General features: G+C 67.4%; 22 protein-coding genes. 5 read left to right on the top strand and 17 right to left on the bottom strand.

Going from position 1 to position 23373, the window contains the following annotated elements; all coding sequences use genetic code 11:
- The 3 genes from WDC87_RS16370 to WDC87_RS16360 all read left to right on the top strand — a co-directional run.
- Positions 1-96 (top strand): IS3 family transposase (locus WDC87_RS16370; protein ID WP_156476642.1); only part of this gene is annotated, 96 nt, incomplete at its 5' end.
- Positions 97-433: 337 nt separating this feature from the next.
- Entirely contained in the window at positions 434-1252 is an 819-nt protein-coding gene (locus tag WDC87_RS16365) for a S1/P1 nuclease (protein ID WP_227837911.1), read from the top strand.
- Positions 1253-1263: 11 nt separating this feature from the next.
- Entirely contained in the window at positions 1264-2064 is an 801-nt protein-coding gene (locus WDC87_RS16360) for an MBL fold metallo-hydrolase (RefSeq protein ID WP_065179072.1), read from the top strand.
- 53 nt (positions 2065-2117) lie between these two features.
- Here WDC87_RS16360 and WDC87_RS16355 read toward each other — a convergent pair whose 3' ends face one another.
- Genes WDC87_RS16355 through WDC87_RS16345 form a run of 3 tightly spaced genes read right to left on the bottom strand, consistent with a single transcriptional unit; the run spans position 2118 to position 4238 of the window.
- Complete coding sequence (locus WDC87_RS16355; protein WP_072168476.1) at positions 2118-2681, bottom strand: hypothetical protein; 564 nt, start codon at positions 2679-2681, stop codon at positions 2118-2120.
- Positions 2678-3880 (bottom strand): M56 family metallopeptidase, encoded by a 1203-nt coding sequence (locus WDC87_RS16350; protein ID WP_252745407.1) that lies wholly within the window; start codon positions 3878-3880, stop codon positions 2678-2680. The genes WDC87_RS16355 and WDC87_RS16350 overlap by 4 nt, the downstream gene beginning before the upstream one ends.
- The gene (locus WDC87_RS16345) at positions 3873-4238 is read right to left on the bottom strand and encodes a BlaI/MecI/CopY family transcriptional regulator (protein ID WP_005418895.1); all 366 of its coding nucleotides are present in this window, start codon (positions 4236-4238) and stop codon (positions 3873-3875) included. The genes WDC87_RS16350 and WDC87_RS16345 overlap by 8 nt, the downstream gene beginning before the upstream one ends.
- A gap of 118 nt (positions 4239-4356) precedes the next feature.
- Between WDC87_RS16345 and WDC87_RS16340 the strand changes: the two genes are divergently transcribed.
- Entirely contained in the window at positions 4357-4914 is a 558-nt protein-coding gene (locus WDC87_RS16340; RefSeq protein WP_005418896.1) for a flavin reductase family protein, read from the top strand.
- Positions 4915-4948: 34 nt separating this feature from the next.
- A complete protein-coding gene (locus WDC87_RS16335; protein WP_088497532.1) occupies positions 4949-6901 on the top strand; it encodes an acetyl-CoA hydrolase/transferase C-terminal domain-containing protein in 1953 nt (650 codons plus the stop codon).
- Between the two features lie 128 nt (positions 6902-7029).
- Here WDC87_RS16335 and tkt read toward each other — a convergent pair whose 3' ends face one another.
- The 14 genes from tkt to WDC87_RS16265 form a co-directional block, all read right to left on the bottom strand.
- Positions 7030-9027, bottom strand: a complete 1998-nt coding sequence (gene tkt, locus WDC87_RS16330; RefSeq protein WP_139727577.1) for a transketolase — start codon at positions 9025-9027, stop codon at positions 7030-7032.
- A 126-nt stretch (positions 9028-9153) separates the two neighbouring features.
- Complete coding sequence (locus WDC87_RS16325; RefSeq protein ID WP_227837915.1) at positions 9154-9576, bottom strand: hypothetical protein; 423 nt, start codon at positions 9574-9576, stop codon at positions 9154-9156.
- Positions 9577-9653: 77 nt separating this feature from the next.
- The gene (locus WDC87_RS16320) at positions 9654-10973 is read right to left on the bottom strand and encodes a dicarboxylate/amino acid:cation symporter (protein WP_252745408.1); all 1320 of its coding nucleotides are present in this window, start codon (positions 10971-10973) and stop codon (positions 9654-9656) included.
- Between the two features lie 57 nt (positions 10974-11030).
- Positions 11031-12746 carry a BatD family protein gene (locus tag WDC87_RS16315; protein WP_252745409.1) on the bottom strand — a complete coding sequence of 572 codons (1716 nt, stop codon included), beginning with the start codon at positions 12744-12746 and terminating at the stop codon, positions 11031-11033.
- On the bottom strand, positions 12743-14581 hold the full coding sequence (locus WDC87_RS16310; protein WP_252745410.1) for a tetratricopeptide repeat protein: 1839 nt from the start codon (positions 14579-14581) through the stop codon (positions 12743-12745). The genes WDC87_RS16315 and WDC87_RS16310 overlap by 4 nt, the downstream gene beginning before the upstream one ends.
- Positions 14578-15582: a VWA domain-containing protein gene (locus WDC87_RS16305; protein WP_111178304.1), complete on the bottom strand. Its 1005-nt coding sequence runs from the start codon at positions 15580-15582 to the stop codon at positions 14578-14580. The genes WDC87_RS16310 and WDC87_RS16305 overlap by 4 nt, the downstream gene beginning before the upstream one ends.
- Positions 15579-16028: a DUF4381 family protein gene (locus WDC87_RS16300; protein WP_088497530.1), complete on the bottom strand. Its 450-nt coding sequence runs from the start codon at positions 16026-16028 to the stop codon at positions 15579-15581. The genes WDC87_RS16305 and WDC87_RS16300 overlap by 4 nt, the downstream gene beginning before the upstream one ends.
- Complete coding sequence (locus WDC87_RS16295; RefSeq protein ID WP_252745411.1) at positions 16025-16954, bottom strand: DUF58 domain-containing protein; 930 nt, start codon at positions 16952-16954, stop codon at positions 16025-16027. Before WDC87_RS16295 ends, WDC87_RS16300 begins: the two co-directional genes overlap by 4 nt.
- An 8-nt stretch (positions 16955-16962) precedes the next feature.
- On the bottom strand, positions 16963-17988 hold the full coding sequence (locus WDC87_RS16290; RefSeq protein WP_005418911.1) for a MoxR family ATPase: 1026 nt from the start codon (positions 17986-17988) through the stop codon (positions 16963-16965).
- A 173-nt stretch (positions 17989-18161) separates the two neighbouring features.
- Positions 18162-20132, bottom strand: a complete 1971-nt coding sequence (locus WDC87_RS16285; RefSeq protein ID WP_252745412.1) for a type IV pilus secretin PilQ family protein — start codon at positions 20130-20132, stop codon at positions 18162-18164.
- A gap of 21 nt (positions 20133-20153) precedes the next feature.
- Positions 20154-20687, bottom strand: a complete 534-nt coding sequence (locus tag WDC87_RS16280; RefSeq protein ID WP_005418914.1) for a pilus assembly protein PilP — start codon at positions 20685-20687, stop codon at positions 20154-20156.
- Positions 20687-21343, bottom strand: a complete 657-nt coding sequence (gene pilO, locus WDC87_RS16275; protein WP_057493352.1) for a type 4a pilus biogenesis protein PilO — start codon at positions 21341-21343, stop codon at positions 20687-20689. Before pilO ends, WDC87_RS16280 begins: the two co-directional genes overlap by 1 nt.
- Positions 21340-22215 (bottom strand): PilN domain-containing protein, encoded by an 876-nt coding sequence (locus tag WDC87_RS16270; protein WP_088497528.1) that lies wholly within the window; start codon positions 22213-22215, stop codon positions 21340-21342. The genes pilO and WDC87_RS16270 overlap by 4 nt, the downstream gene beginning before the upstream one ends.
- On the bottom strand, positions 22215-23273 hold the full coding sequence (locus WDC87_RS16265; protein WP_014038321.1) for a pilus assembly protein PilM: 1059 nt from the start codon (positions 23271-23273) through the stop codon (positions 22215-22217). Before WDC87_RS16265 ends, WDC87_RS16270 begins: the two co-directional genes overlap by 1 nt.
- Between the last annotated feature and the right edge of the window lie 100 nt (positions 23274-23373).

Below are 23373 nucleotides of genomic sequence, written 5' to 3'. Positions count from 1 at the left end.
GAGTACATCAAGTACTACAACCAAGAGCGAATCAGATTGAAATTGAAGGGGCTAAGCCCGGTAAAGTACCGGGAACAGGCCCAAGCAGCCGCCTGACCCCACCGTCCAAGTCTCGGGGGTCACTTCACCTTGGGGGCTCGATGGCGCCATCCATGGCGCCAACGGTCCCGGCCCCGTTCCCCGCCTCGCCCCTTCCCATCACCGCGTGCGTGCCAGCTCAAGCAAAGGCAAGGGCAGAGCCTGCACATCCGAGGCGTAATGGTTGCCTGCAATTGCAGAAGGCGGATTTTGATCCTGCATTTGTTTTTGATGTTGCCTTTGACGTTTGCATCCGCCTCCGCGGCCATGTTGGATGGGGGCTGCCCCTGCAGCCAGCCCCCAGCAGAAAGGAACGCGCCGCTCTTCAATCCACCTACCCCGCTAGAATGTGTGCATGAAAGCCCTGCACTCCCTGTTCCTCGCCGCCGCCCTGGCGCCGGCCCTGCTGTCCGTCTCCGCCCCCGCCCATGCCTGGGGCGCGCAAGGCCACCGCCTGGTTGCCGAAGTCGCCGACGCCCGCCTCAACCCCACCGCCCGCGCCGAAGTGGACCGCCTGCTGGCCACCGAAGCGGACGCCACCCTGGCCAGCATCGCGCCGTGGGCCGACCAGCTGCGCGCAAAGGACCCCAGCCTGGGCCGTCGTTCGGCCGGCTGGCACTACGTCAACATCGCCGAAGACGACTGCCACTACGAAGCACCGAAGCACTGCAAAAACGGCAACTGCATCGTCGAGGCCCTGAAAGCACAGAGCGCCATCCTGGGCGACCGCAGCCTGACCGATGGCGAGCGCCTGCAGGCACTGAAGTTCGTCGTGCACCTGGTCGGCGACATCCACCAGCCGATGCATGCCGGTTACGCCCATGACAAGGGCGGCAACGATTTCCAGCTGCAGTTCGGCAACCGCGGCACCAACCTGCACTCGCTGTGGGACAGCGGCATGCTCAACACCCGCAAGCTCGACGACACCGGCTATCTGCCCGTGCTGCAGGGCCTGCGCGCGCCGAAGCTGGCGCGCCAGTCCACCCCGCAGCGTGACCCGCAGGCCTGGGCCGAGGCCAGCTGCCGCATCTCCATGCAAGCTGGCGTTTATCCGGCGTCGCATAAAATCGGTGACGAATACACCGAGCGCTACCGGCCGCTGGCCGAAGCGCAGCTGCGACTGGCCGGTGAAAACCTGGCGCAGTTGCTGAATCGCGTGCTAGGCACGCGCTGAGGAGAATTCCGATGCCGGTCCAGGTGCAGTCGTTCTTCCACCGTGACAGCAATACCTTCAGCTACCTGGTCAGCGATCCGGCCAGCAGTGAGGCGGCGCTGATCGACCCGGTCCTGGACTACGACCCGGACACCGACGCCAGCAGCGAATCACCGCTGCGCGGGGCATTGCAGGCCATCGAACAGCAGGACCTTCAGCTGCGCTGGCTGCTGGAAACCCATGCCCATGCGGACCATGTGTCGGCCGGGCGCCGGCTCAAGCAGCGCTTCCCGCACGCCACGCTGGCCATCGGTGAAGGCATCCGCGCGGTGCAGGCCACGTTCGCGCCGCGCTATGGCCTGCAGCTTCCGGCCGCCGATGAGATCTTCGATCACCTGTTCAGCGACGGCGAAACCTTTGCCATTGGCGAGCTGCAAGGACAGGTGATCGCCGTGCCCGGCCACACCAGCGACAGCATCGCCTACCTGATCGGCGATGCGCTGTTCACCGGCGATTCGCTGTTCATGCCCGACGGCGGCACCGCACGCTGCGATTTCCCGGGTGGCGATGCCGCGCAGCTGTATCGCTCGATCCAGCGCCTGCTGGCGCTGCCCGATACCACCCGGGTTTTCGTCTGCCACGACTACGGCCCGGGCGGGCGTGATTTCGCCAACGAAACCACCATCGGCGAACAGCGCGCGCACAACATCCACGTGCATGACGGCGTGGCCGAGGCAGAGTTCGTCAGCGTGCGCCAGGCCCGCGATGCCACGCTGGAAGAACCGAAGCTGATGCAACCGGCGGTGAAGGCCAACATCCAGGGAGGGGCCTGACGTACGCCGGGCAGAGCCCGGCGCCATCGGTTTCCATCACGGACCGCGAGCGTTCATTTTCCCTGCGTGCGCACCACATGCTGGCCCTTCACGATCTCGAAGGTGAAGGCGTACTGCAGGGTGACCGCCACCGGCTCGACCCGTTCGGCGCCCCGGCAGTCACCGCGGTCGGCAGGCACCTTGCCAGCCGCGAAGTGGCAGACCGCTGCGGACGAGTACTTCCACATCGCCACGGCCTCCTGCGCAGCCTGCAGCAGGGGCGCATTCTCGCCCGCAGCACCTGCCGCGCACTCCGGGCGATCGGTCAATGGCAGGCTGCGCTCGACGACGCCGTTGGCATCAACCACCACCTGCAGGCAGATCGTGGTCGGCGCCAGTTCCGCACGCGGGTCACGATCGCCGACCTCCGGGGCCGGTGCCGCGTACAACTGCGGCATCCGGTAGCCCTCGGTCGCACCCAGCGAATATGCCTGCAACTGCCCACTGCCACCGCCCGCCTGCGGCTGCAGTCGCTGGTGGCCGACATTCTCGCTGCGGGTGTGCACGGTGGCCAGCCGTTCCTGGCTCGCACACCCCATCATCAGCGCCGCCACCACGAGCAGCGGCGCGGACTTCACTGGGCGTCCTCGCTGTTGTCCATCGCAAAGGTGATCGGAATCTTCACTGCGCCTGCCACCGGCTTGCCGTTCTTCATCGCCGGCCGATAGGTCCAGCTGCGCGCTGCGGTGATCGACACCGCGTCGAACACGCCCGGATTGGTGGCACTGAGCACCCTGACATCGGTGGGTTGGCCGCTGGCATCCACTTCCACGCGCAGGTTCACCACGCCCACCTGGCGCTCCTCGACCGCGGATTTCGGATAGGAAGGCGGTGGCATCTTGACGACCTGGATCTCCCGATCCATGACCGCCGCTGCCGGGCGGCCAGCCATCGCATCGCCCTGGCTGGCCCACGCTACTGCGCCCATTCCCAGGCACAACCCGACGACCAGCACCTGCCCCGATACCCACGGCAATGCCTTCCGCTTGGACTGCTTCAACATGGCGATACGCTCCTTCAACACGGGTTGGCTGCGCCAATGGCAGACCGCTGGCGCAACCGGGTGGACCAGCTGCGCCTTCAGCAGCGTGCTGGCGTAAAGCCCGCGCAGCGCAGGCTGCGGGGCGATGGTGCGGGCATCGCAGGCTAGTTCCTGGTCGCGCAGGAAGCAGCGTGCAGCCCAGAGCACCAGCGGGTGGAACCAGAACACCGCACGCATAAGCAGCAACGCACCATTGGCCCAGTGATCGCCATTGCGGCGGTGGCTGCGCTCGTGCTGCAGGATCAGCCCCTGTTCCTGTGCGCTGAACTGTTGATCGAAGTCCGGGCCAACCACGATTCGCGGCCGCCATAGGCCAACCAGTGCTGGCAGGCCTGGGTCACCACTGGCCTGCCAGCTGCCATCGGCGCGCGGCTTCAGCGGGCCCATGCGCCGTTCGAAACGACGCTGTGCGCGCAGGTCGCGCAGCAGGCAGATGCCCATGCCCAGCGCCCATGCCAGCAGCAACAGCGGTGCCCATGGCAGCGACGGCCCTGCCAGTTCGTCCACGGCCCCTGGCTCGACTTTCACCAGCACTGTCGGCACGTGCTGCAACAGCGCAGCCTGCGGCAACGGCAGCAGCAAGGTCACCAGCAGCATCGGCAACAACCACCAGCTGCGATAAGCCAGTCCAGCGCCCCCCATCCACACCAGCAGCGGTCGCAGCACGGCCAGCAGGATCACCCCCATGGCCAGCCACACGCTGGCCTGCCGCAGTGCACCGAGCAGCTCAGTCATGGTCCAGCTCCTGGATCAGCTTCTTCAGTTCGGCGATGTCCTGTGCGCTCAACTGGCCGCGTTCGCTGAAGTGCGCGACCAGCGGCGCCACGCGCCCTTCGAAGACACGGCCGATGAAGTCCTGGCTCTGCGCCTCCACCCACACCTGGCGCTGCAACAGCGGGCGATACAGATAGCGCCGGCCATCGCGCTCGGCGGCGATCGCGCCCTTGGTCAGCAGGCGGTTGAGCAGGGTCTTGATGGTCGGCTCGGCCCAGTCGCGGTGGGCCAGCGCGGCCACCACGTCATCGGCACTACGCGGTGCCTGATGCCACAGCACCTCCATCACAACGGCTTCGGCTTCGCTGATCGGGGTCATGATTTACATCCGTAATCGACAGCTCGATTACGCGCGTAATCGAACCGGCTGTCAAGCCCCTCGACTCCGGATTCATCGGCTTTGCGCCAGCATCGAGCCCTCCCGGCCGAGGCCTCGGATGAAAGCGCTTCCCAAGAAGGAGTTCCCGGTCGAGCAGGCCCGCCGCTTCCTCGAACCCGGCCCGATCGTGCTGGTCAGCACCGCCTGGCGCGGTCAGCACAACCTGATGACGATGGGCTGGCACATGGTGATGGGCTTCTCGCCGTCACTGGTCGCCACCTACCTGTGGAATGAAAACCACAGCCATGCACTGGCCGTCGGCAGTGGCGAGTGCGTGATCAACGTACCCGGCGTGGAACTGCTCGATACCGTGGTGGACATCGGCAACTGCAGCGGCCGCGAGGTCGACAAGTTCGCCCGTTTCGGGCTCGATGCGCTGCCCGCGCGCGAGGTCGGCGCGCCGCTGGTCGGGCAGTGCCACTCGAACTTCGAATGCCGGTTGTACGACGACAGCCAGGTGGCGTCGAGCAATCTGTTCATCTGGGAGATCGTGCGCGCCCATGTTGCGCCCCGGCCGAAACTGCCGCGCACGGTGCATTACCGCGGCGATGGGCAGTTCATGGTGTCCGGCGCAGAAGTCTCGCGTCGACGGCGGTTCAAGCCCGACATGCTGTAATGCCCGCACTCCCCCACACGCAGGACCGCCGCGCATGACCGAACACCTCACCGACCTGGACGCCGCCGTCGACTGGCTGTTTGCGCGCGTGGACGGGCCGCTGCGGATCGGGGCACCGCTGGCACTGGGCAAGCCGCATCGGCTGCTCAATGCCCTCTACGCACGCGTCGAACATGATCCTTCGCGGCCGCTGCAGCTGTATACCGCGCTGTCGTTGAACCCGCCGAAGGCGCGGGGCAACGGCCTGGAGGCGCGCTTCCTGGCACCGTTCGCGCAACGCCATTTCGGCGACGACTTCCCGCGCCTGGCCTATGCCGATGCGATCGCGCGCGACGCGTTGCCAGCGCACGTGCAGGTGGAAGAGTTCTACATGCAGTCCGGCGCCCTACTCGGGTCGCGGCAGGCGCAATCCAGCTATACCAGCCTGAACTACACCCATGCCGCCGACGCGGTCGCGCAGCGCGCGCCGCAGGTGATCGTGCAGAAGGTGGCGATGCGGCCGAATGACCGTCGGCTTTCGCTGTCGTGCAACAACGACATCACCCAGGACACGCTCGATGCGATGACCGCGCGTGGCCTGCCACGCCCGTTGCTGATTGCCGAGATCGATCCGCAGCTGCCCTATCTGGGCGGCTCGGCGACGGTCGATGTGTCGTTCTTCGATCTCGTGATCACTCCGCCTCCGCCGTACCCGGCGCTGTTCGGGCTGCCGCGGCAGCCGGTCGGCGACGCCGACTACGCCATCGGCCTGTATGCCAGCACCCTGGTACGCGATGGCGGCACCCTGCAGATCGGCATCGGCACGCTGGCCGATGCCCTCAGCCATGCGCTGGTGCTGCGCCACACCGACAACGCGCGCTACCGCCGCGTGCTGCACGCGCTGGATCCGCAGCTGGTCAGCCACCCGCTGGTGCAGGAGATCGGCGGCGTGGATCCATTCGAGGTGGGCCTGTACGGCTGCAGCGAGATGCTCAATGAAGGCTTCCGCCGCCTGGTGCAGACCGGGGTGATCAGGCGCAAGGTGCACGACGACCTGGCGCTGATGCAGCGCATCGAGAATGGCAGCACGTTGTCGATCGACCACGCCACCCTCGCCGCGGAAGGCGAGTACCTGCATGGCGCGTTCTACCTGGGCTCGCCGGAGTTCTACGAGTGGCTGCGCACGCTGCCGGAAGACGAATGCCGTGCGATCGGCATGCGCCGCATCAGCGAGATCAACCAGCTGTATGGCGGTAACGAGGCACTGGAGCGCCTGCAGCGCCGCCATGCGCGTTTCTTCAATTCCTGCATGATGGCTACCGCGCTCGGCGCGGCCGTATCGGATGCGCTGGACGATGGACGCGTGGTGTCCGGCGTGGGCGGCCAGTACAACTTCGTGGCGATGGCACATGCGCTGCCGGAAGCGCGCAGCGTGCTGATGTTCCGTGCCGCACGCGATGACAAGGGCCGCCGGAAATCGAACGTGCGCTGGAACTACGGCCACACCACCATCCCTCGCCACCTGCGTGACATCTACCTCAACGAGTACGGCATCGCCGATCTGCGCGGGCTGACCGACGAGGACTGCGTGCATGCGATGACCGCAATTACCGAAGCGCCCTTCCAGGGCGATCTGCTGCAGCAGGCACAGGCCTCGCGCAAGCTGCTGGCGGCGTCCCAGCCCGACCCGCAGCGCCTGCAGCGCAACACGCCCCAGGCGCTGGCGGCGGCACTGGCACCATTCCGCGCCGATGGCAGCCTGCCGGACTACCCGCTGGGCAGCGATTTCAACGAGATCGAGCAGGTGCTGGTCAAAGCGCTGGCGTGGCTGAAGGCCAACACGCAGACCCGCAGCGACAAGCTGCGCACCGTCTGGGCAGCGCTGCGGCAACCGGCCGGCGACGGCGATGCCGTGTACCTGCAGCGCATGGGCCTGCAGGCACCGAAAGACTTCGCCGAACGCCTGGACGCGCGGCTGCTGCGGCTGGCGCTGGCGCGTACCGCCTGAGAAAAAGGGGACGGAGGGAATTAAGTCGTTTGTGCACAAACGACTTAATTCCCTCCGTCCCCTTTTTCTTCCGGCAACGAGAAAGGCCGGCTTGCGCCGGCCTTTCCTTTGTTGCGCCGAGAGGCTGCTTACAGCGCCTTGGCGGCCTCCACCACGTGCGCCGTGGTGATGCCGAAGTGCTTGTACAGCTGGTCGGCCGGGGCCGAGGCACCGAAGGTGTCGATACCGATCACCGCGCCGTCCAGGCCGACGAACTGGCGCCAGAAACCGGTGACGCCAGCTTCCACGGCCACGCGCTTGCGCACCGCGTTCGGCAGCACCGATTCACGGTAGGCCGCATCCTGGCGCAGGAACACGTCGGTGGACGGCATCGAGACCACGCGGGTCTTGATACCGGCCGCGTCCAGCTGGGCCTTGGCTTCGGTGGCCAGCGAGACTTCCGAGCCGGTGGCGATCAGGATCACGTCCGGGGTACCGGCAGCATCGGCCAGCACATAACCGCCGCGCTCGATCTGGGCAATCTGCTCGGCGCTGCGCGGCTGGTGCGGCAGGTTCTGGCGGCTGAACACCAGGCAGCTCGGGCCGTCCTGGCGGGTGATCGCGGCCTTCCAGCTCACGGCCGACTCGACCGCATCGCACGGGCGCCACACGTCGTTGTTCGGGATGTAGCGCAGCGAGGCCAGGTGCTCCACCGGCTGGTGGGTCGGGCCGTCTTCGCCCAGGCCGATCGAGTCGTGGGTATAGACGTGGATGGCGTGGGCCGGAATCAGCGCGCTCATGCGCACGCCGTTGCGGGCGTAATCGCTGAACACCAGGAAGGTGGCGTCGAACGGAATGAAGCCACCGTGCAGGGCCAGGCCATTGGCGATGGCGGTCATGCCGAACTCGCGCACGCCGTAGTACACGTAGTTGGCGTTGGCGTCGTCGCTGGCGACCGACCTGCTGCCCTTCCACAGGGTCAGGTTGGAGTGCGCCAGGTCGGCCGAGCCACCGACGATTTCCGGCAGCAGCGGCGCATAGGCTTCGATGGCCAGCTGCGAGGCCTTGCGCGAGGCGATCGTCGGGCCCTCGGCGGCCACCTGGGCGATGTAGGCATCGGCCTTGGCAACGAAGTCGGCTGGCAGCTCGCCGTGCGAGCGGCGGGTCAGCTCAGCCGCCTCCGCCGGATACTGGCTGGCGTACTTGTCGAACAGCTGTTCCCACTCGGCCTGGCGCAGGGTGCCGGCGCCATTGGCGCGCCAGCCGTCGTAGATCGCCTGCGGGATCTCGAACGGGCCGTATTCCCAGCCCAGCTGCTTGCGGGTGGCTTCCAGCTCGTCCTTGCCCAGCGGAGCACCGTGGCTGGATTCCTTGCCCGCCTTGTTCGGCGAACCGAAGCCGATGGTGGTGCGGCAGCAGATCAGGGTCGGCTTGTCGCTCTGCGACAGCGCGGCCTCGATGCCGGCCTTGATGCTTTCCGGGTCGTGGCCGTCAACATCGCGGATCACGTTCCAGCCATAGGCCTCGAAACGTTCCGGGGTGTTGTCGGTGAACCAGCCCTCGACGTTGCCGTCGATGGAGATGTGGTTGTTGTCCCAGAAGCAGACCAGCTTGTGCAGGCCCCAGGTGCCGGCCAGCGAGGCCGCTTCGTGCGACACGCCTTCCATCAGGCAGCCATCACCCATGAACACCCAGGTGCGGTGGTCGACCACTTCCAGCTCCGGGCGGTTGAAGCGCTGTGCCAGCAGCTTCTCGGCCAGGGCGAAGCCCACGGCATTGGCGAAACCCTGTCCCAGCGGGCCGGTGGTGGTTTCCACGCCCGGGGTCTCGTGGCGCTCCGGGTGGCCGGCGGTGTGGCTGCCCAGCTGGCGGAACAGCTTGAGCTGCTCGATCGGCAGGTCGTAACCGCTCAGGTGCAGCAGCGCGTACTGCAGCATCGAACCGTGGCCGTTGGACAGCACGAAACGGTCGCGGTTGAACCAGTGCGGGTTGCTCGGGTTATGGCGGAGGTAGTCGTTCCAGAGGACTTCGGCGATGTCGGCCATGCCCATGGGCATGCCGGGGTGGCCGGACTTTGCGGTTTCAACCGCATCGGCGGCGAGGAAGCGGATGGCGTTGGCCAACTGGCGACGGGTAGGCTGCGTCATGGTTCTGTCGGAATCGGGAGGCGGCCGCGGACGTGCGGGCGGCCTATTGTCCCACAGACGCGGGGCCGGGTTCAGGCGTAGGACCAGATCCCTTGCCAGTGAAAGGGATCTGGTCCCGCCACCCCCTTACTTGGGCGCGGCAGCCTCGATCACGCCACACATCGACTTCTTCTGGAAGTCCTCGCCAGTGGCGTAGGTGGCCGGGGTGGTCTTGGTCACGGTGATCTTGGAACCCTTGCCCTCGGCTTCAACCAGCACGTTCCACGGCAGGGTGGTCTGGCCACCATTGAACTGGACGTTCTGTTCCAGGGTCAGCATGCCCAGGTCCTTGTCCACGCTGGCCACCTTCAGGCCCGACTTCACGCCCTCGATCTGGATACGCTTGAGAGCGTCGGCCGGGGTAACGTTGGGCACCACGTCCCAGGTGGTGAAGGTGCGCCCGGCGAAGAAGCTGCCGGTCTTGGTGTAGTTGGTTTCACAGGCCTTCTGGGCACTGGCGTCGAAAGCCAGCAGGCCCAGGGCGGCGACCATCACGTACGAAATCCTCATTTCTGCTCCCTTTCGCACGGCGCCAATCCCGACGCCTTCCATGCGTCGGGATAGTATCCATGGCATTCAGGGCGCGTTCAATCGAGGGGCGCGCCCAGCGCCGGTCCGTCATGGGACTCGCCCTTGGCCACCAACGTGGTCAGGGCCAGGTCGCCGGTCACGTTCAGGGCGGTACGGCACATGTCCAGGAAGTGGTTCACGCCCAGGATCAGGCCAATGCCCAGCGGGTTCACACCGACCATCGCGCAGATCATCGCCACCACCGGCAGCGAGCCCGAAGGCACGCCCGCCGTGCCGATGCCGCCAAGGATGCAGACCGCCATCACCATGACCTGCTGGCCAATGCTCAGGTCCACGCCGAAGAACTGGGCCAGGAAGATCACCGTCACGCCCTCGAACAGGGCGGTGCCGTTCTGGTTGGCGGTGGCACCCACGGTCAGCACGAAGCGCGACACGCGCTGCGGCAGGCCCATCTGGTCCGCCACGCGCAGTGCGGTCGGCAGGGTCGCGTTGCTGGAGGCGGTGGAGAACGCCATCACCGTCGCTTCCTGGGTATCGCGGAAGAACGACAGCGGCGAGCGGCCGGACAGCCATACGGCAGTACCGTAGGTCACGACCATGTGCAGGCCGAGCGCCAGCACCACCACGCCCACGTACGCGCCCAGGCGGATGATCAGCTCGAAGCCGAACAGCGCGGCCAGATTGAACATGAAGCAGGCCACTGCATAGGGGGCCAGGCGGATGACCAGGTTGATCAGGGTCATCGAGATTTCGAACACGCCTTCGATGGCGCGGCGCAACGGGGCGACCTTCTCATTGTCGGTCAGCACCATGCCGATGCCGAACATCAGCGCGAAGAACATCAGCGACAGGATCGCGCCATTGTCCGACGCGGCCTGCAGCACATTGCTCGGCACGATCGACAGCAGCATGTCCATGCCCTTCGGCGTGCCATGGATGCCAGCGACGATTTCCTTGCTGCGCTCGGCGTTCTCCGACAGCATCATCGCGGCGACCTGCGGATCCACGCCGACGCCCGGCTTGAGCAGGTTGACCAGCACCAGGCCGATGCCCACGGCAATGCCGGACAGCAGCACGGTATAGGCCAGGGTTTTCCAGCCGATGCGGCCCAGGGCGCGGATGTCGCCCATCTCCGACACGCCCATGATCAGCGCCGAGAAGATCAGCGGCACGATCAGCATGAAGATCAGGTTCAGGAACAGGCCCGACGCCGGGGTGGTGACGTAGTCCATGACCCACTTGGCACCGGCCTGCAGGCCATCGACGCTGCCGCCCAGGGCGTGCACGATCAGTCCCAGGATCAGGCCGATCGCAAAGCCGATGCCCATCTTCCAATGCAGGGGCAACTTCTTCTTGTCGGCAGCAGCTGCTGTCATGCGCGGGTTTCCTCGAAAAATGAATGCACTCTAACAAAGCGCGCAAGCGGCGCCGGTTCAGGTTCGCCGCGTTGGATACAGCGGCGCCAGGCCAGTGTCGGCGGCGCCGGTTGCCGCCGACCAGTGCGGTCCGTCACGGAAGACCTCACGCAGGCGCGCGCGCAACGGGGCCAGTTCGCCCTGCCCGCCCCAGCGCGCCTGCTGCAGGTCCAGCAACACCTGGCGCTGGGCCGGGTCATCCAGCCGGGCGATGACCTGCTCGATGCGTTTCACGCCGGCCATCGCACACAGCCGTGCCTCCACCTGGTCGAAGCCTTCACCATCCAGCGCACGGCGCAGTTCGGCCAAGCCGGCACGCCCGCTCACCACGGTCGGCACAGAGGGCGTGCCGGCTGCAGGCGCCGCCACACGCGGGCGTCGGCCTCGCTGCCAGCCCCACAACAGGGTCAGCAGCCACAGCAGCGCCAGGCCAATGGCCGCCGCCATCCATGGCCACGGTCGCTCGGACAGGCCGCTGGCGCGTGGATCGGTCGCGGCGATACGCGCATCCTGTCCATCGCTGCCGGGCAGCGCGGCAGCGGTGTCGATCGGTGGCAGCGCTGCCGGCGAGGCAGTGGCGGCGCCGGTACCGGCCGCAACGGCCAGCGTCAGGTCCGGCAGCTTCGCTTCCTGTGCCTTGCCGTTGCGCACATCCCACCAGGGCAGGCGTGGTCCCGGCACCACCAGCGAACCCGGCTGGCGCGGCACGATCGAATAGCGGCGGGTGATCTTCAGGCGCGGCGTGCTGCCGTTGAAGGTCTCTTCGTACTGTGCCGGTTCGGCGAACACCTGCGCGTTGGCGCCGACATCCGGCACCGGCAGGTCGGTGAACTGTGCTCGGGTCGCGCCTTCGGCAACCGCTTCGACCACCACGTTGGCTGCCTCGCCGGTACGGGCACTGGTGGGCGCGCTGGTGTAGCGCAGCTGCAGGCTCTGCAGGGGCAACCACGGCTGCGGCGCCTGTGCCGGCTGTGCCTGCACCTGCAACGTGCGGTCTGCGCCGGTGGCATTCATGCGGCCATCGCCGCCCCCGAAGAAGTCATCGAAGAAACCTCCGGCGCTGCGCCCGCTGAAACGCGCACCGGACAGCCGCAACGCGCCGCTGCGCTCGGGGATCAGCAGGAAACGTCGTTCGACCACGTTGTAGCGGCGCCCGTTGACCTGGCGTACGTCGGTGCGGTCATCGCCCACCCGCTGCAACGACGCGCCCGCCGGGGTGTCCAGCACCAGCTCGCCGGAGGCCAGCTGCGAGGCGAAATACAAGCGCACCACCACGCCCACGCTCTGCTGCACGTACGGCGTATCGTCATCGACAACGGTCTCGATGAAGGCCATCGCATTGCTGTCAGGTCCGGCAACGGCGGCCGCATCGACCTGCAGCGTCAGCGGCGCGGTTCGCGCACTGCCCACCTGCAGGCCCGGTACCACCAGCGCACCGCTGCGCCGGGGGGTCAGCGCCACGCCATACAGGTTGCGCTGCTGCATGCTGCCATTGCTCCATTCCACTTGGCGGCTGCTGGTCTGGCCGCTCAGGTCGAAGTCGGTGCGCAATGGCGTGAAGTCGGGAGCGCCCTGATCGCTCTCGACATTGAGGGTGACCGTATCACCCATCGCGATGCGGTCGCGATCCAGCCAGGCGCGTGGCTGCGCCCAGGCCAGCAGCGGCAGCCACAGCAACAGCGCCGCCAGTACCGGCCGTGACCAGTGCCCGTGCATGTTGATCGCCCGCGTCATCGCCCTTCCCTCTTCCTGCGTTCGTTTTCCAGCTGGAACTTGGCCCGCAGCAACGCGCCCGGATCATCCGGCACGCGCCGCATCCACGCTTCCACCGCCTGTTGCTCCTCGCGCTCGCGCGGCGTGCGGCCCTCAGCCCCCGGTACGGGTTTGCCGTCCTTGCCAGCCTCGCCTTCGCGTGCCTGCTGCATCGCCTGCTGCATGCGCTGGCGCTGCTGCTCATCAGCCTGGGCCTGTGCCTTGGCATCCTCCACCTGTGGTGGCGCCTGCTGGCCATCGCGGCCGCGCTCGCCGGGCTGCGGGCTCGACGGGTTCTTGTCGTCACCCGCCTTGGGCTGCCCCTGCTGGCCCGACGGCGGCTGGCCCTGGCCGGGATTCGGCTGGCCCTGCTGCGGCTTCTGGCCCTGCGGGTTCTGCTGGCCCGGGGTACCGTTCTGCTGCTTATGCTGCCCGCTCTGCGGTGGCTTCTGATGATCCTGGCCTTTGCCACCGGACTGCCTGCGCTTGCGCGCGGCATCGACCACGGCACGGTTGGCGACCGCATCGGCCATGCCGGGATGCAATGCCAGCGCGCGGTCGTAGGCGGCGATCGCTTCGTCGTAGTTGCCTTCGCGTGCCAGCGTGTTGCCCAGGTTGTACCAACCGGCATCGTTGTCGATGCCTTCGAAGCGTTTGCGTGCAGTGGTGAAGTCGCCGTTGCGGTAAGCCTGGACCCCCTCGGCCAGGCGCTGATGCTGCGCCTGGTCGCTACGCTTCCACAGCGTGCCCTGCGCGGGTTGCGAGGCCTGCGTCGCAGGTGCCTGCGCCTGCGCGTCATTCATCCATGGCACGAGGCCGACCGCGAGCACCGCCGCCAGCAGCGCACGACGGCGGAAGGCCAGCAATGCCAGCAGCATCACCGGCGGCAGCAGCCAGAAGCCTTCGTCACGCCACTGCTTGCCTTCGCCCGGCCGCTGCGCCGCCGTGCCTTCGCGCGCGTCGAGTACACCGAGCGCACGCAGATCGCTGTCATCGGCGGAGATGCGTGCATAGCGGCCGCCGCCTGCAGTGGCCACCGCGCGCAGGCTGCCCTCATCCAGCGCAGCCTGGCGGATCTGCCCGCTGCCATCGCGGTAGGCCGCACCGGCAGGCGTGCCCAGGCCCAGCACCGACACCTGCAGGCCCAGGCTGCGTGCCTGCGCTGCCGCCAGTGCAGCTTCACCATCCGCCTGGTCGCTGACCAGCAGGATCTGCCCCTGCAGCGCACCAATCTGCCGCATCAGCCGTGTTGCCCAGTCGATGCCGCGGTCGGCACGCTGGCCATCGCGCGGCATCACGTCCGGCGACAGCGCATCCAGATACAGCGCGACGTTGCTGCCGTCGTCGGTCAGCGGCGCCACGGTGTAGGCATCATCGGCATACACCACCAGGCCCACCTGCCCGCCCTGGCGCGCGCGCAGCAGCTGGCCCACTTTCGCGCGCGCCTGCAGCAGGCGCGACGGTGGCAGATCGGTTGCGCTGATCCGGCTGGACAGGTCCAGTACCACCAGCAGCGGTGCGCTGGCCTGGAACATCGGCTGCGCCTGCTGCCGCCAGCTCGGCCCGGCCATCGCCAGCGATGCCAGTGTCCAGCCCAGCAGCAGCGCCCATGGCAGGCGCACGCGACGCTTCGCACCGGCGGCCAGCAGATGTGGCAACAGATGTGCATCCACGGCCTGCCGCCACGCATCACTGCGTCGCTGCCGGTACAGCGCCAACGCGATGATCAGCGGCAGCGCCAGCAGCGCCCACAACCACTCGGGCCGCAGGAAGTGCAGCGCGTTCCAGTTGGGAAGATTCGAAGCAAACGCGATCATCGGCGACGCTCCGGCCACAGCCAGGCCAATGCGCCCAGCAGCAATGCCAGGCCCAACGGCCACGCATAGCGTTCCTCGCGAGGGCGCAGGCTCGGGCCCTTTGCGGCCACTGGCTCCAGGCGATCGAGCTCGGCGTAGATCCCGGCCAGCTGCGCGGTATCACGCGCGCGGAAGAACTGGCCGCCGGTCATGCTGGCGATCCTCTTCAGAGTGGCCTCATCGACCGGATCCTGGTCGGTGGAAATCGGAATGCCGAACAACCGCATGCTGCCATCGCCGCCAAATGCGACCGTGTGGATGCGCACGCCTTCGGCGCGTGCGACTTCCGCGGCGCGCAGCGGTTCCAGCACACCGGCATTGCTGACACCATCGGTCAGCAGGATCAGCACGCGCTGTCCCTCCGGCTGGGTGCGCAGGCGCTTGACCGCCAGGCCGATGGCATCCCCGATGGCGGTCTCGCGCCCGGCCAGGCCGACCACGCTGTCGCGCAGCTGGTCGCGCACGCTGGCCAGGTCCGCAGTCAGCGGCGTGAGTGTGTAGGCGCGGTCGCCGAAGATCAGCAGGCCGACGCGGTCGCCCGCACGACGATCAAGGAAGTCGGCAAGCACGGCCTTGGCTGCGGTCAGGCGATCGACCGCCTGGTCGCCCAGCACCATGTCGCCCTCGCCCATGCTTCCGGACACGTCCATCGCCAACATCATCTGTCGGCCCTGCTGCGGGGGCGTGATGGCGTCGCCCAGCTGCTGCGGTCGCGCCAGCGCGATGCACAGTGCACACCACCCCAGCCACAGCAGCAGCGTACGCAGCCACGACACGTCGACGCGGCCACCACCGGACAGCGCTTCCAGCTCGGCGGCAGCGTAGGGGACGCGTAGTGCAGCACCCGGCGCTGCACGGCGCTTCCACCAGCGCATCAGCAGCGGCATCGGGAGGGCCAGCAGGGCCAACGGCCACGCCAGCTGCAGGTCCGGCCATGGCCAGTAACTTGCCAGCAGGTTCATCGGCGGCGCTCCAGCAGCATCGCCAGGTAGCGTTCGCGGGCCCAGCTGCGTATGGCCGCCACGTCGCGGTTGTCGACGCGCGGGCGATAGGCGCCTTCGGCCAACAGGCTGCGGTGGTCATCGGCCAGCGTGCGCTGCGGGTCGAGGCGTTGCCACCAGGCGTCATCGCGCAGCGATTCACTGCCCGGCCGTGCATGGCGTGCGGCACGGCGCAGCAGTCCGGCGATGGCCGCCAGTTCGGCCGCAGCGTCGGGGGCGGTTGCCAGTTCCTGATCGAACAGCTGCAACCAGCGCTCGCGACGGCGGCGACGTCGCCACATCACCACGGCGGTCACCAGCAGCACCAGCACGACCACCGCGCCGATCATCAGGTAACCGGGGGCTGGCGGCCACCATGACGGTGCCGGCGGCAGCTGCACATCGCGCAACGGCAGCGCGGCGCTCATGCCGGCACCTCGGTCGGCGACGGCGCCAGCCAGGCGTCGCTGGGCGCATCGGAGGACAGCACCTGCACGTCGACGCGGCGCGCGCCGAGCTGGTGCCGCAGCTCCTGCAGCGGCTCGACAAAATGCGCCTGCCAGTGCGCCTGCACTTCGCTGCGGCGCAGGTCGAGACCGATGCGCTGCTGCGCGGTCTGGAACTGCAACGCCGCCGACGGTGGCCGCAGCTCCAGTGGATCGACCAGCAGCACCAGGCTGAGGTCGTGATGCTGGGCCAGCGCGCTCCAGCGCGCGGGCGGAATGCGGATGGCCTGCTGCGGATCGGCCAGCACCAGCATGCGCGCGCCTGGGCGCAGCACGCGGCCGGCATGATCCAGCGCGCGCTCCAGGCCCAGATCATCGGCCGGCGGCTGTGCGTACCAGCGGGTCAGCGCGTCGAGCACGCGCAGCACTCCGCGTGGCCCACCTGCGGGGGTGATCGGCGCTTCGCGGTCGCTGCCACGCAATGCGCCCACGCGGTCGCCACGGCGCTGCGCCGACCACGCGGCAACAGCACCCGCGCGTGCGGCCTGCACCGATTTGAAGCGCACGCGGGTACCGAAGTACAGCGCCGGCGACGTGTCGGCCACGATCAGGCTGACCCGCTCACGCTCGGCCTGGAACAGTTTGGTATGGGCGCGGCCGGTGCGCGCCGTCACGCGCCAATCGATGTGGCGCGCGTCGTCGCCGGCCACGTATTCGCGCGACTCGGCGTACTCCATGCCGCGGCCGCGCAGCGGGGATGGTGCCTGGCCCGCGTTGCCGGTGCGGCCACGGCGCGGCGGCGGCGGACGCTGTGCCAGCCGACGCAGCGCGACCAGTTCGGCCAGCTGCGGGCGCAGCCCGTCACCTTCGAGCGCAGACGGTGCCTGTTCCAGGGATCGATCGGTCATGCGCAGGCTCAGGGTGCCGGCACCCGGGCCAGCAGCTCCTGCACCAGGCGCTCGCCGTCCCAGCCTTCGGCGGTGGCTTCATAGCTGGGCAGCACGCGATGGCGCAGCACATCAGCGGCCACCGCACGCACGTCATCGGGGGTGACGAAGTCGCGGCCGGCCAGCCAGGCGCGCGCACGTGCGCAGCGCTCCAGTGCGATGGAACCGCGCGGGCTTGCCCCCCATGCGATGCGGCGGCCGAGGCCGGCGTCGTAGCGCGATGGATCGCGCGAGGCCAGCACCAGTTCGATCAGGTAGCGCTCCAGTGCCGGTGCCATGTGCAGGTCCAGCACTTCGCGGCGGGCGTCGAACACGTCCTGCATCGGCATCTTGTCCGGCGCCGGCGCGGCCTCACCCAATGCGCCACGGGCACGCTCACGGGCCAGCCGCAGGATCTCCGATTCGGCGGCCTGGTCCGGGTAACCGATGCGCACATGCATCAGGAAGCGGTCCAGCTGCGCTTCCGGCAGCGGGAAGGTACCTTCCTGCTCGATCGGGTTCTGCGTGGCCATCACCAGGAACAGCGGCGGCAGCGCATAGGTATGGCGGCCAACCGTGACCTGGCGCTCGCCCATGGCTTCCAGCAGCGCCGACTGCACCTTGGCCGGCGCACGGTTGATCTCGTCGGCCAGCAGGATCGGGTGGAAGATCGGGCCAGGCACGAACTCGAAGCGGCCCTCCTGGGGGCGCCAGATCTCGGTGCCGGTGAGGTCGGCCGGCAGCAGGTCGGGCGTGAACTGCACGCGGGCAAAGTCTGCTTCCAGGCGCGAGGCCAGTGCACGGATCGCCGTGGTCTTGGCCAGGCCCGGCGCGCCCTCCACCAGCAGGTGGCCGTCGGCCAGCAACGCGATCAGCAGGCGTTCGACCAGGGCCGCCTGGCCGACGATCTCGGTCGACAACGCATCGCGCAGCTGGGTGAATGCCGCATGCAGGCGGGAGGTTGCCGGCGCGGGCGGCGGCGAGACAGTTTCGGGCATCGGCGGTGGCAGGTTCATGGGGGCCTTTGACCGGCGCAGGACGGCACGGGTTCCCCACATCATCGCAGGGTGCCTTGCGATTGGCATCAAGGACGGCTGAACAGCGCATCCACGCAGGGCGTGGATCTACCGGCGGAAACGAGGAAGGGCCGCACAGGGCGGCCCTTCTTCGAAGACTTCGGAGCGATGGCTCAGTTCTGCTTGGCCACGCGCAGCACCTTCGGGGTGACGAACACCAGCAGTTCAGCCTTGTCCTTGTTGCGACCCCGCTTCTTGAACAGGTTGCCCAGGAACGGCACGTCGCCCAGGAACGGCACCTTGCTGATGCTGTTGCGATCGGTGAACTCGTAGACACCACCGATCACCACGGTCTGCCCGTCCTCGACCAGCACCGCGGTATTGACTTCGCGGCGGTTGATCGACGGCACGGTGCCGTAGCCTTCCAGCTGGATCAGCTGGTCGACTTCGTCCTTCTTCACCTGCATGTTGAGGAACACGCGGTTGTCGTTGGTGATGGTCGGGGTGACCTTCAGCTCCAGCACCACTTCCTTGAACTGGACGTTCGGCGTCGCCACGCCACCAGCGCCACCACCGCTGATGGTGACGTAGCCGATTTCCTTGCCCTGCTTGATCATCGCTTCGCGCTGGTTGGTGGTGACCACGCGCGGGTTGGAGATCACCTCGCCTCGCGACTCCTGCTGCATGGCCGACAGCTCCACGTCCAGCAGGTACCCGGCATTGAGGATGGACAGTGCCAGCGAACCCGGGTTGCTGGCGGCAGCCACCGGCAGGTTCCAGTTCAGGCCTCGGGTGATGGTCGAGCCCACCGGGACAGGAGCCGGGCCTACGCGGCCACCGGCGATCCAGTCGCGCTCGGCCTTGGCGTTGTCCTGCGCGGACTTGACCTGCGATTCCCGGGTCAAGCGGTTGGCTTCAAGATTGCCGCTGAAATAGACATTGTCGCGGCTGCCGCTGACACCGAACTTCGCACCCAGTTCGCGGGCGAAGGTATCGGTGGCGATGACGATGCGGCTTTCGATCAGCACCTGGTCGACCGGGCGGTCGATCACGTTGATCAGCTCGCGCATGCGCGCGATCTTCTTCGGGATGTCGCTGATCATCAGCGTGTTGGTGCGCTCGTCGGCCACGATGCGGCCGCGCGAGGACAGGAAGCCACTGTCTTCCTGCGACGAGCTGCCCGAACCACCGCCGCTGCCACCACCAGCACTGCCACCGATGCCCTTGGCCTCGGTCAGCGCTTTGAAGATCTGCGTAGCGCTGTGGTAGTTGATCTGGATGTAGTCGGTCTGCAGGTCTTCGCGGTTCTCGATGGCGATGCGCGCGTCTTCCTTCTCCTGCTCGAACTTGGCCAGTTCGGCCTGCGGCGCCACCCAGATCACGCTGCCGTCGCGACGCTTGTCTAGGCCCTTGGCGCGCAGCACGATGTCCAGCGCCTGGTCCCACGGCACATTGACCAGCCGCAGGGTCACATTGCCCTGCACCGAGTCGGACGCAACCACGTTCAGGTTGGACTCCTCGGCGATCAACTGCAGCACGGTGCGCACCGGCACGTCCTGGAAGTTGAAGGTCACCGGCTTGCCGGTGAAACCGCGCTGGCCGACGGCCTTGGCCGCCTGGGTGACGCTGCCGGCAGTGACCGCGCCGACGGCGGCCGGGGCCTGCCGCGGGCTGATCTCGACCACGTACTCATTGCCGCTCTGGTACGCCAGCGACTCCACTGCACCGCCGGTGCTCAGCACCAGCTGGGTACCGGCACCGGACGGCTTGGCGTCGATGCGCTGTACCGGCGTGGCGAAGTCGGTGACGTTCATCGGCTTCTGCAGGTTGGCCGGCAGTCGGGCATTGCCGACGTCGACCACGACGCTGTTGCCCTGCGTGCGCAGGTCAGGGATCGCGCCCTGCCCGTCGAACTGCACGATCAGGCGCCCGGCGCCGTCATCGCCACGCTTGAAATCGATCTTTGCCACCGACAGGCCTGCCGGCGCAGCGGCCGGTGCCACGGTGGCGCCCACCGGCTTTTCCGCCGGTGCGGCAGCCAGCGCCGGAGCGCAGGCCAGCATCAGCGCGACTCCCAGCGCGCTGACACGGTTCAAGGTAGAGCGCCGGATGGGACGCAGCCCCTTGGCTTGGTGAAAGGTCATCGTGCTATCCCCAGTAAACGATCATTGATCTTCAAGCGAGAGCGTTGCCGGCCGTTCCAGCCAGCCACCCGCGCCATCCGGCACCAGTTCGATCAGCTCCACGCGGTCTTCGAAGACCGCCGTGACCCGCCCGTCGCTCTGCCCCAGGTAACCGCCCGGGCGGACCCGGTAGGTGACCTTGTCCGGCCCCATCACCAGCGCCACGGTGCCTGCACCGGTACCGATGGTGCCGACCATGTCCAGCGCATCCAGCGGGAAGCCTTCCAACGGCTCCTTGCGCCGGTTCGGGTCCGGTCGCAATCCGCCGTTCCCCTGCTGCGGATTGGTCCAGGCATCGGTGAACGGATCGCGCATGCCCTGCGCGGAGTATTCAAAGGTCTCGAACTGCTGCATCACCGGCAGCGGCTCCAGCGGTTGCGCCGGTCGCGCGCGCTCGCCTTCCACCCACTTCTCAAGGTTCGGTGCGTCGCCGGGCGTGCTGGTCACGCCACGGCCGCAACCGGCCAGCAGCAGTACAGCCAGCACCATCGCACCACGTACGGTCTGCGCGCGCATCACTTCTTGCCCTCCTTGCCAGCGTCGGCCGCCTGCTGCGCCTGCACTTCGGTCTCGTCCAGGTAACGGTAGGTCTTGACCGTACCGGACAGTTCCAGTGCACCGCTGCGGACGTTGCCGCCGGTCTTTTCCTTGGGCTTGAGGTTGATGTCATGCATGGTCAGGATCACCACCCGCGGCAACGAGGCCACGCCACTGACGAATGCGCCGAACTGGTGGTAACTGCCCACCATGCGCAGCTTGATCGGCTTCTCGGCGTAGAACTCCTTGATCTGCTCCTGCTCCGGCTCAAACAGCTCGTTGGTCAGGCCGCTGGACAGCGCGGTCTGCGAGATGTCGATGATCAGGTCGGGCATTTCGGTCTTGCTCGGCAGCTGCCGCAGCATCTGCTGCAGCACCTGCTCCATCTGCGCCAGCTGCTGCTTCAGCGGCCCCAGGTTCACCGCGCGTTCCTGCTGCTTGGTGAACTCGGCGCGCAGCTCGACTTCCTTCGATTCCAGGCCGGCCAGTTCTTCGCGCTTGCCGCTGATCAGCAGCATCCACGCCACGAACATGATGACCAGCGCCAGCAACGAGCAGAAGACGATCTTGGCCTTCTGCGGCCAGTTGCCGATGTCGTTGAAATCCAGGTTCTTGATGTCGATCTTCTGGCTCATGCGCGGTCCCCCTGCAGCAGCGCATTGAAGGCCTGCGGCGGCTGCGCCAGGCGGCTGCCCTCAGGCTTCGGGGCGGGTGCCGGGGCCGGCGCGGCGGCCGGAGCGGCCGGTTGGTTCGGCTTGGCCGGCGGTGCAGCGGCCGGTGCAGCGGGAGCCGCTGCCGGCTGGCCCGCTGCCGGAGCCGCAGGCGTCGCGGCACCCGGACCTGCGGCCAACGGAGCCACCGGTGCGGGCGCAGCCGTCGCCACCGACCCATCGGCGTTCAGGCCCGGCGTCGCCGAGACCTCTTCGCTCTGTGCCGGCAGTTTCACCTTGACCACGAACACGTAGGGCAGCGCCTTGATGTCGGCCAGCGGACCGACCTTGCCATCCTTGTCCTTCTCCGGGTCACGCGCTTCGATGATCGACAGCTCCGGATTGGTCATCCAGCCGGAGGTCTCCAGGTTGCGCATGTAGGCCGAAACGCGGGCGTTGGACTGGGTGCGGCCTTCCAGCGTCAGCACATCCCCTTCCTGCTTCAGCGCGGTCAGCACCACGCCATCGGGAATGGTGCGTACCAGCGCGTCGAACAGGTGGACCATCTGCGAGCGCTTGGCCTGCAGTTCCTCGATCACCTTCTTGCGGGCCAGCAGGCGTTCCTTCTGCGCGTCGAGGCGATCGATCTCCTTGTTCTGTTCCTTGACCTTCTCGATCTCGGCTTCCAGATAGGCGTTGCGGTCCATCTGGCCGCTCACCTGGCGGTCGTAATAGAACCAGATCATCAGCGACAACAGCAGGCCACCGACAGCGGCCATGCCCAGCATTGCGTAGAACTCGCGCTGGCGTTGCTTGCGCCGCTCGGCGCGCCAGGGCAATAGATTGATGCGTGCCATCAGTCGAAGCTCCTCAGCGCCAGACCGGTCGCGATCATCAGCGCGGGGGCATCCTGGGCCAACGCATGCGCGTTCACCTTCGGCCCCAGGGTCATCTGCGCCAGCGGGTTGGCGACCACGGTCGGCACGCCCAGCTGTTCCTCGACCATCTCCGGCAGGCCACCGAGCACGGCGCAGCCGCCGGCCAGCACGATGTGATCGACGCGGTTGAATTCGCTGCCTGCATAGAAGAACTGCAGCAGGCGGCTGATCTGCTGGACCGTGGCTTCCTTGAACGGCTCCAGCACTTCCATCTCGTAGCTTTCCGGCAGGCCGCCCTGGCGCTTGGCCAGCCCGGCTTCCTCGTAGCTCAGGCCATAGCGGCGCATGATCTCGTCGGTCAGCTGCTTGCCACCGAACACCTGCTCGCGGCTGTAAAGGCTGCGGCCGCCGCGCAGGACATTGAGGGTGGTCATGGTGGCGCCGATGTCGACCAGCGCAACCACGCCGTCGATGGACACCGGCAGCTCGCTGGCGACCAGGGCGTAGGCGTTCTCGACCGCGAAGGCCTCCACGTCCATCACCTTGGCCTGCAGGCCACCGAGCTCCAGCGCGGACTGGCGCAGCTCGACATTCTCCGAACGCGACGCGGCCAGCAGCACCTGGACCATCTCCGGGTTGTTCGGGATCGACCCGATCACCTCGAAGTCCAGGTTCACTTCCTCGATCGGATACGGAATGTAGTTGACCGCTTCCAGCTCGATCTGGGCTTCCATGTCGTTTTCGTCGAGATCGGCCGGCATCGGGATCACCTTGGTGATCACCGCCGACCCCGCGACGGCGGCAGCGGCCAACTTGGCCTTGCTGCCTGAACGGTTCATCGCCCGGCGGATGGCCTCACCGACGGCCTCCACTTCGACGATGTTCTTCTCCACCACCGCATTCGGCGGAAGAGGTTCCACAGCGTAATGTTCCACGCGGAAACGATTGCCGCTGCGGGACAGCTGCAAAAGCTTTACCGCAGTCGAACTGATGTCGACGCCTACAAGCGGCGACTGACTTTTTGGGATGAGCCCCACGGTTTCTCCCCTGCCGACGGGCACTTGGACGCAAGACCTGCGTCCGAGCATTAATAACGTATTCTTAGCAAATGGCAACGGCCCTGCTGTGAAATCCCTC

This window comes from Stenotrophomonas maltophilia group sp. Smal12, from assembly GCF_037079935.1.
Lineage (GTDB): Bacteria > Pseudomonadota > Gammaproteobacteria > Xanthomonadales > Xanthomonadaceae > Stenotrophomonas > Stenotrophomonas sepilia.
This window is presented reverse-complemented; position numbering and strand designations above follow the sequence as displayed.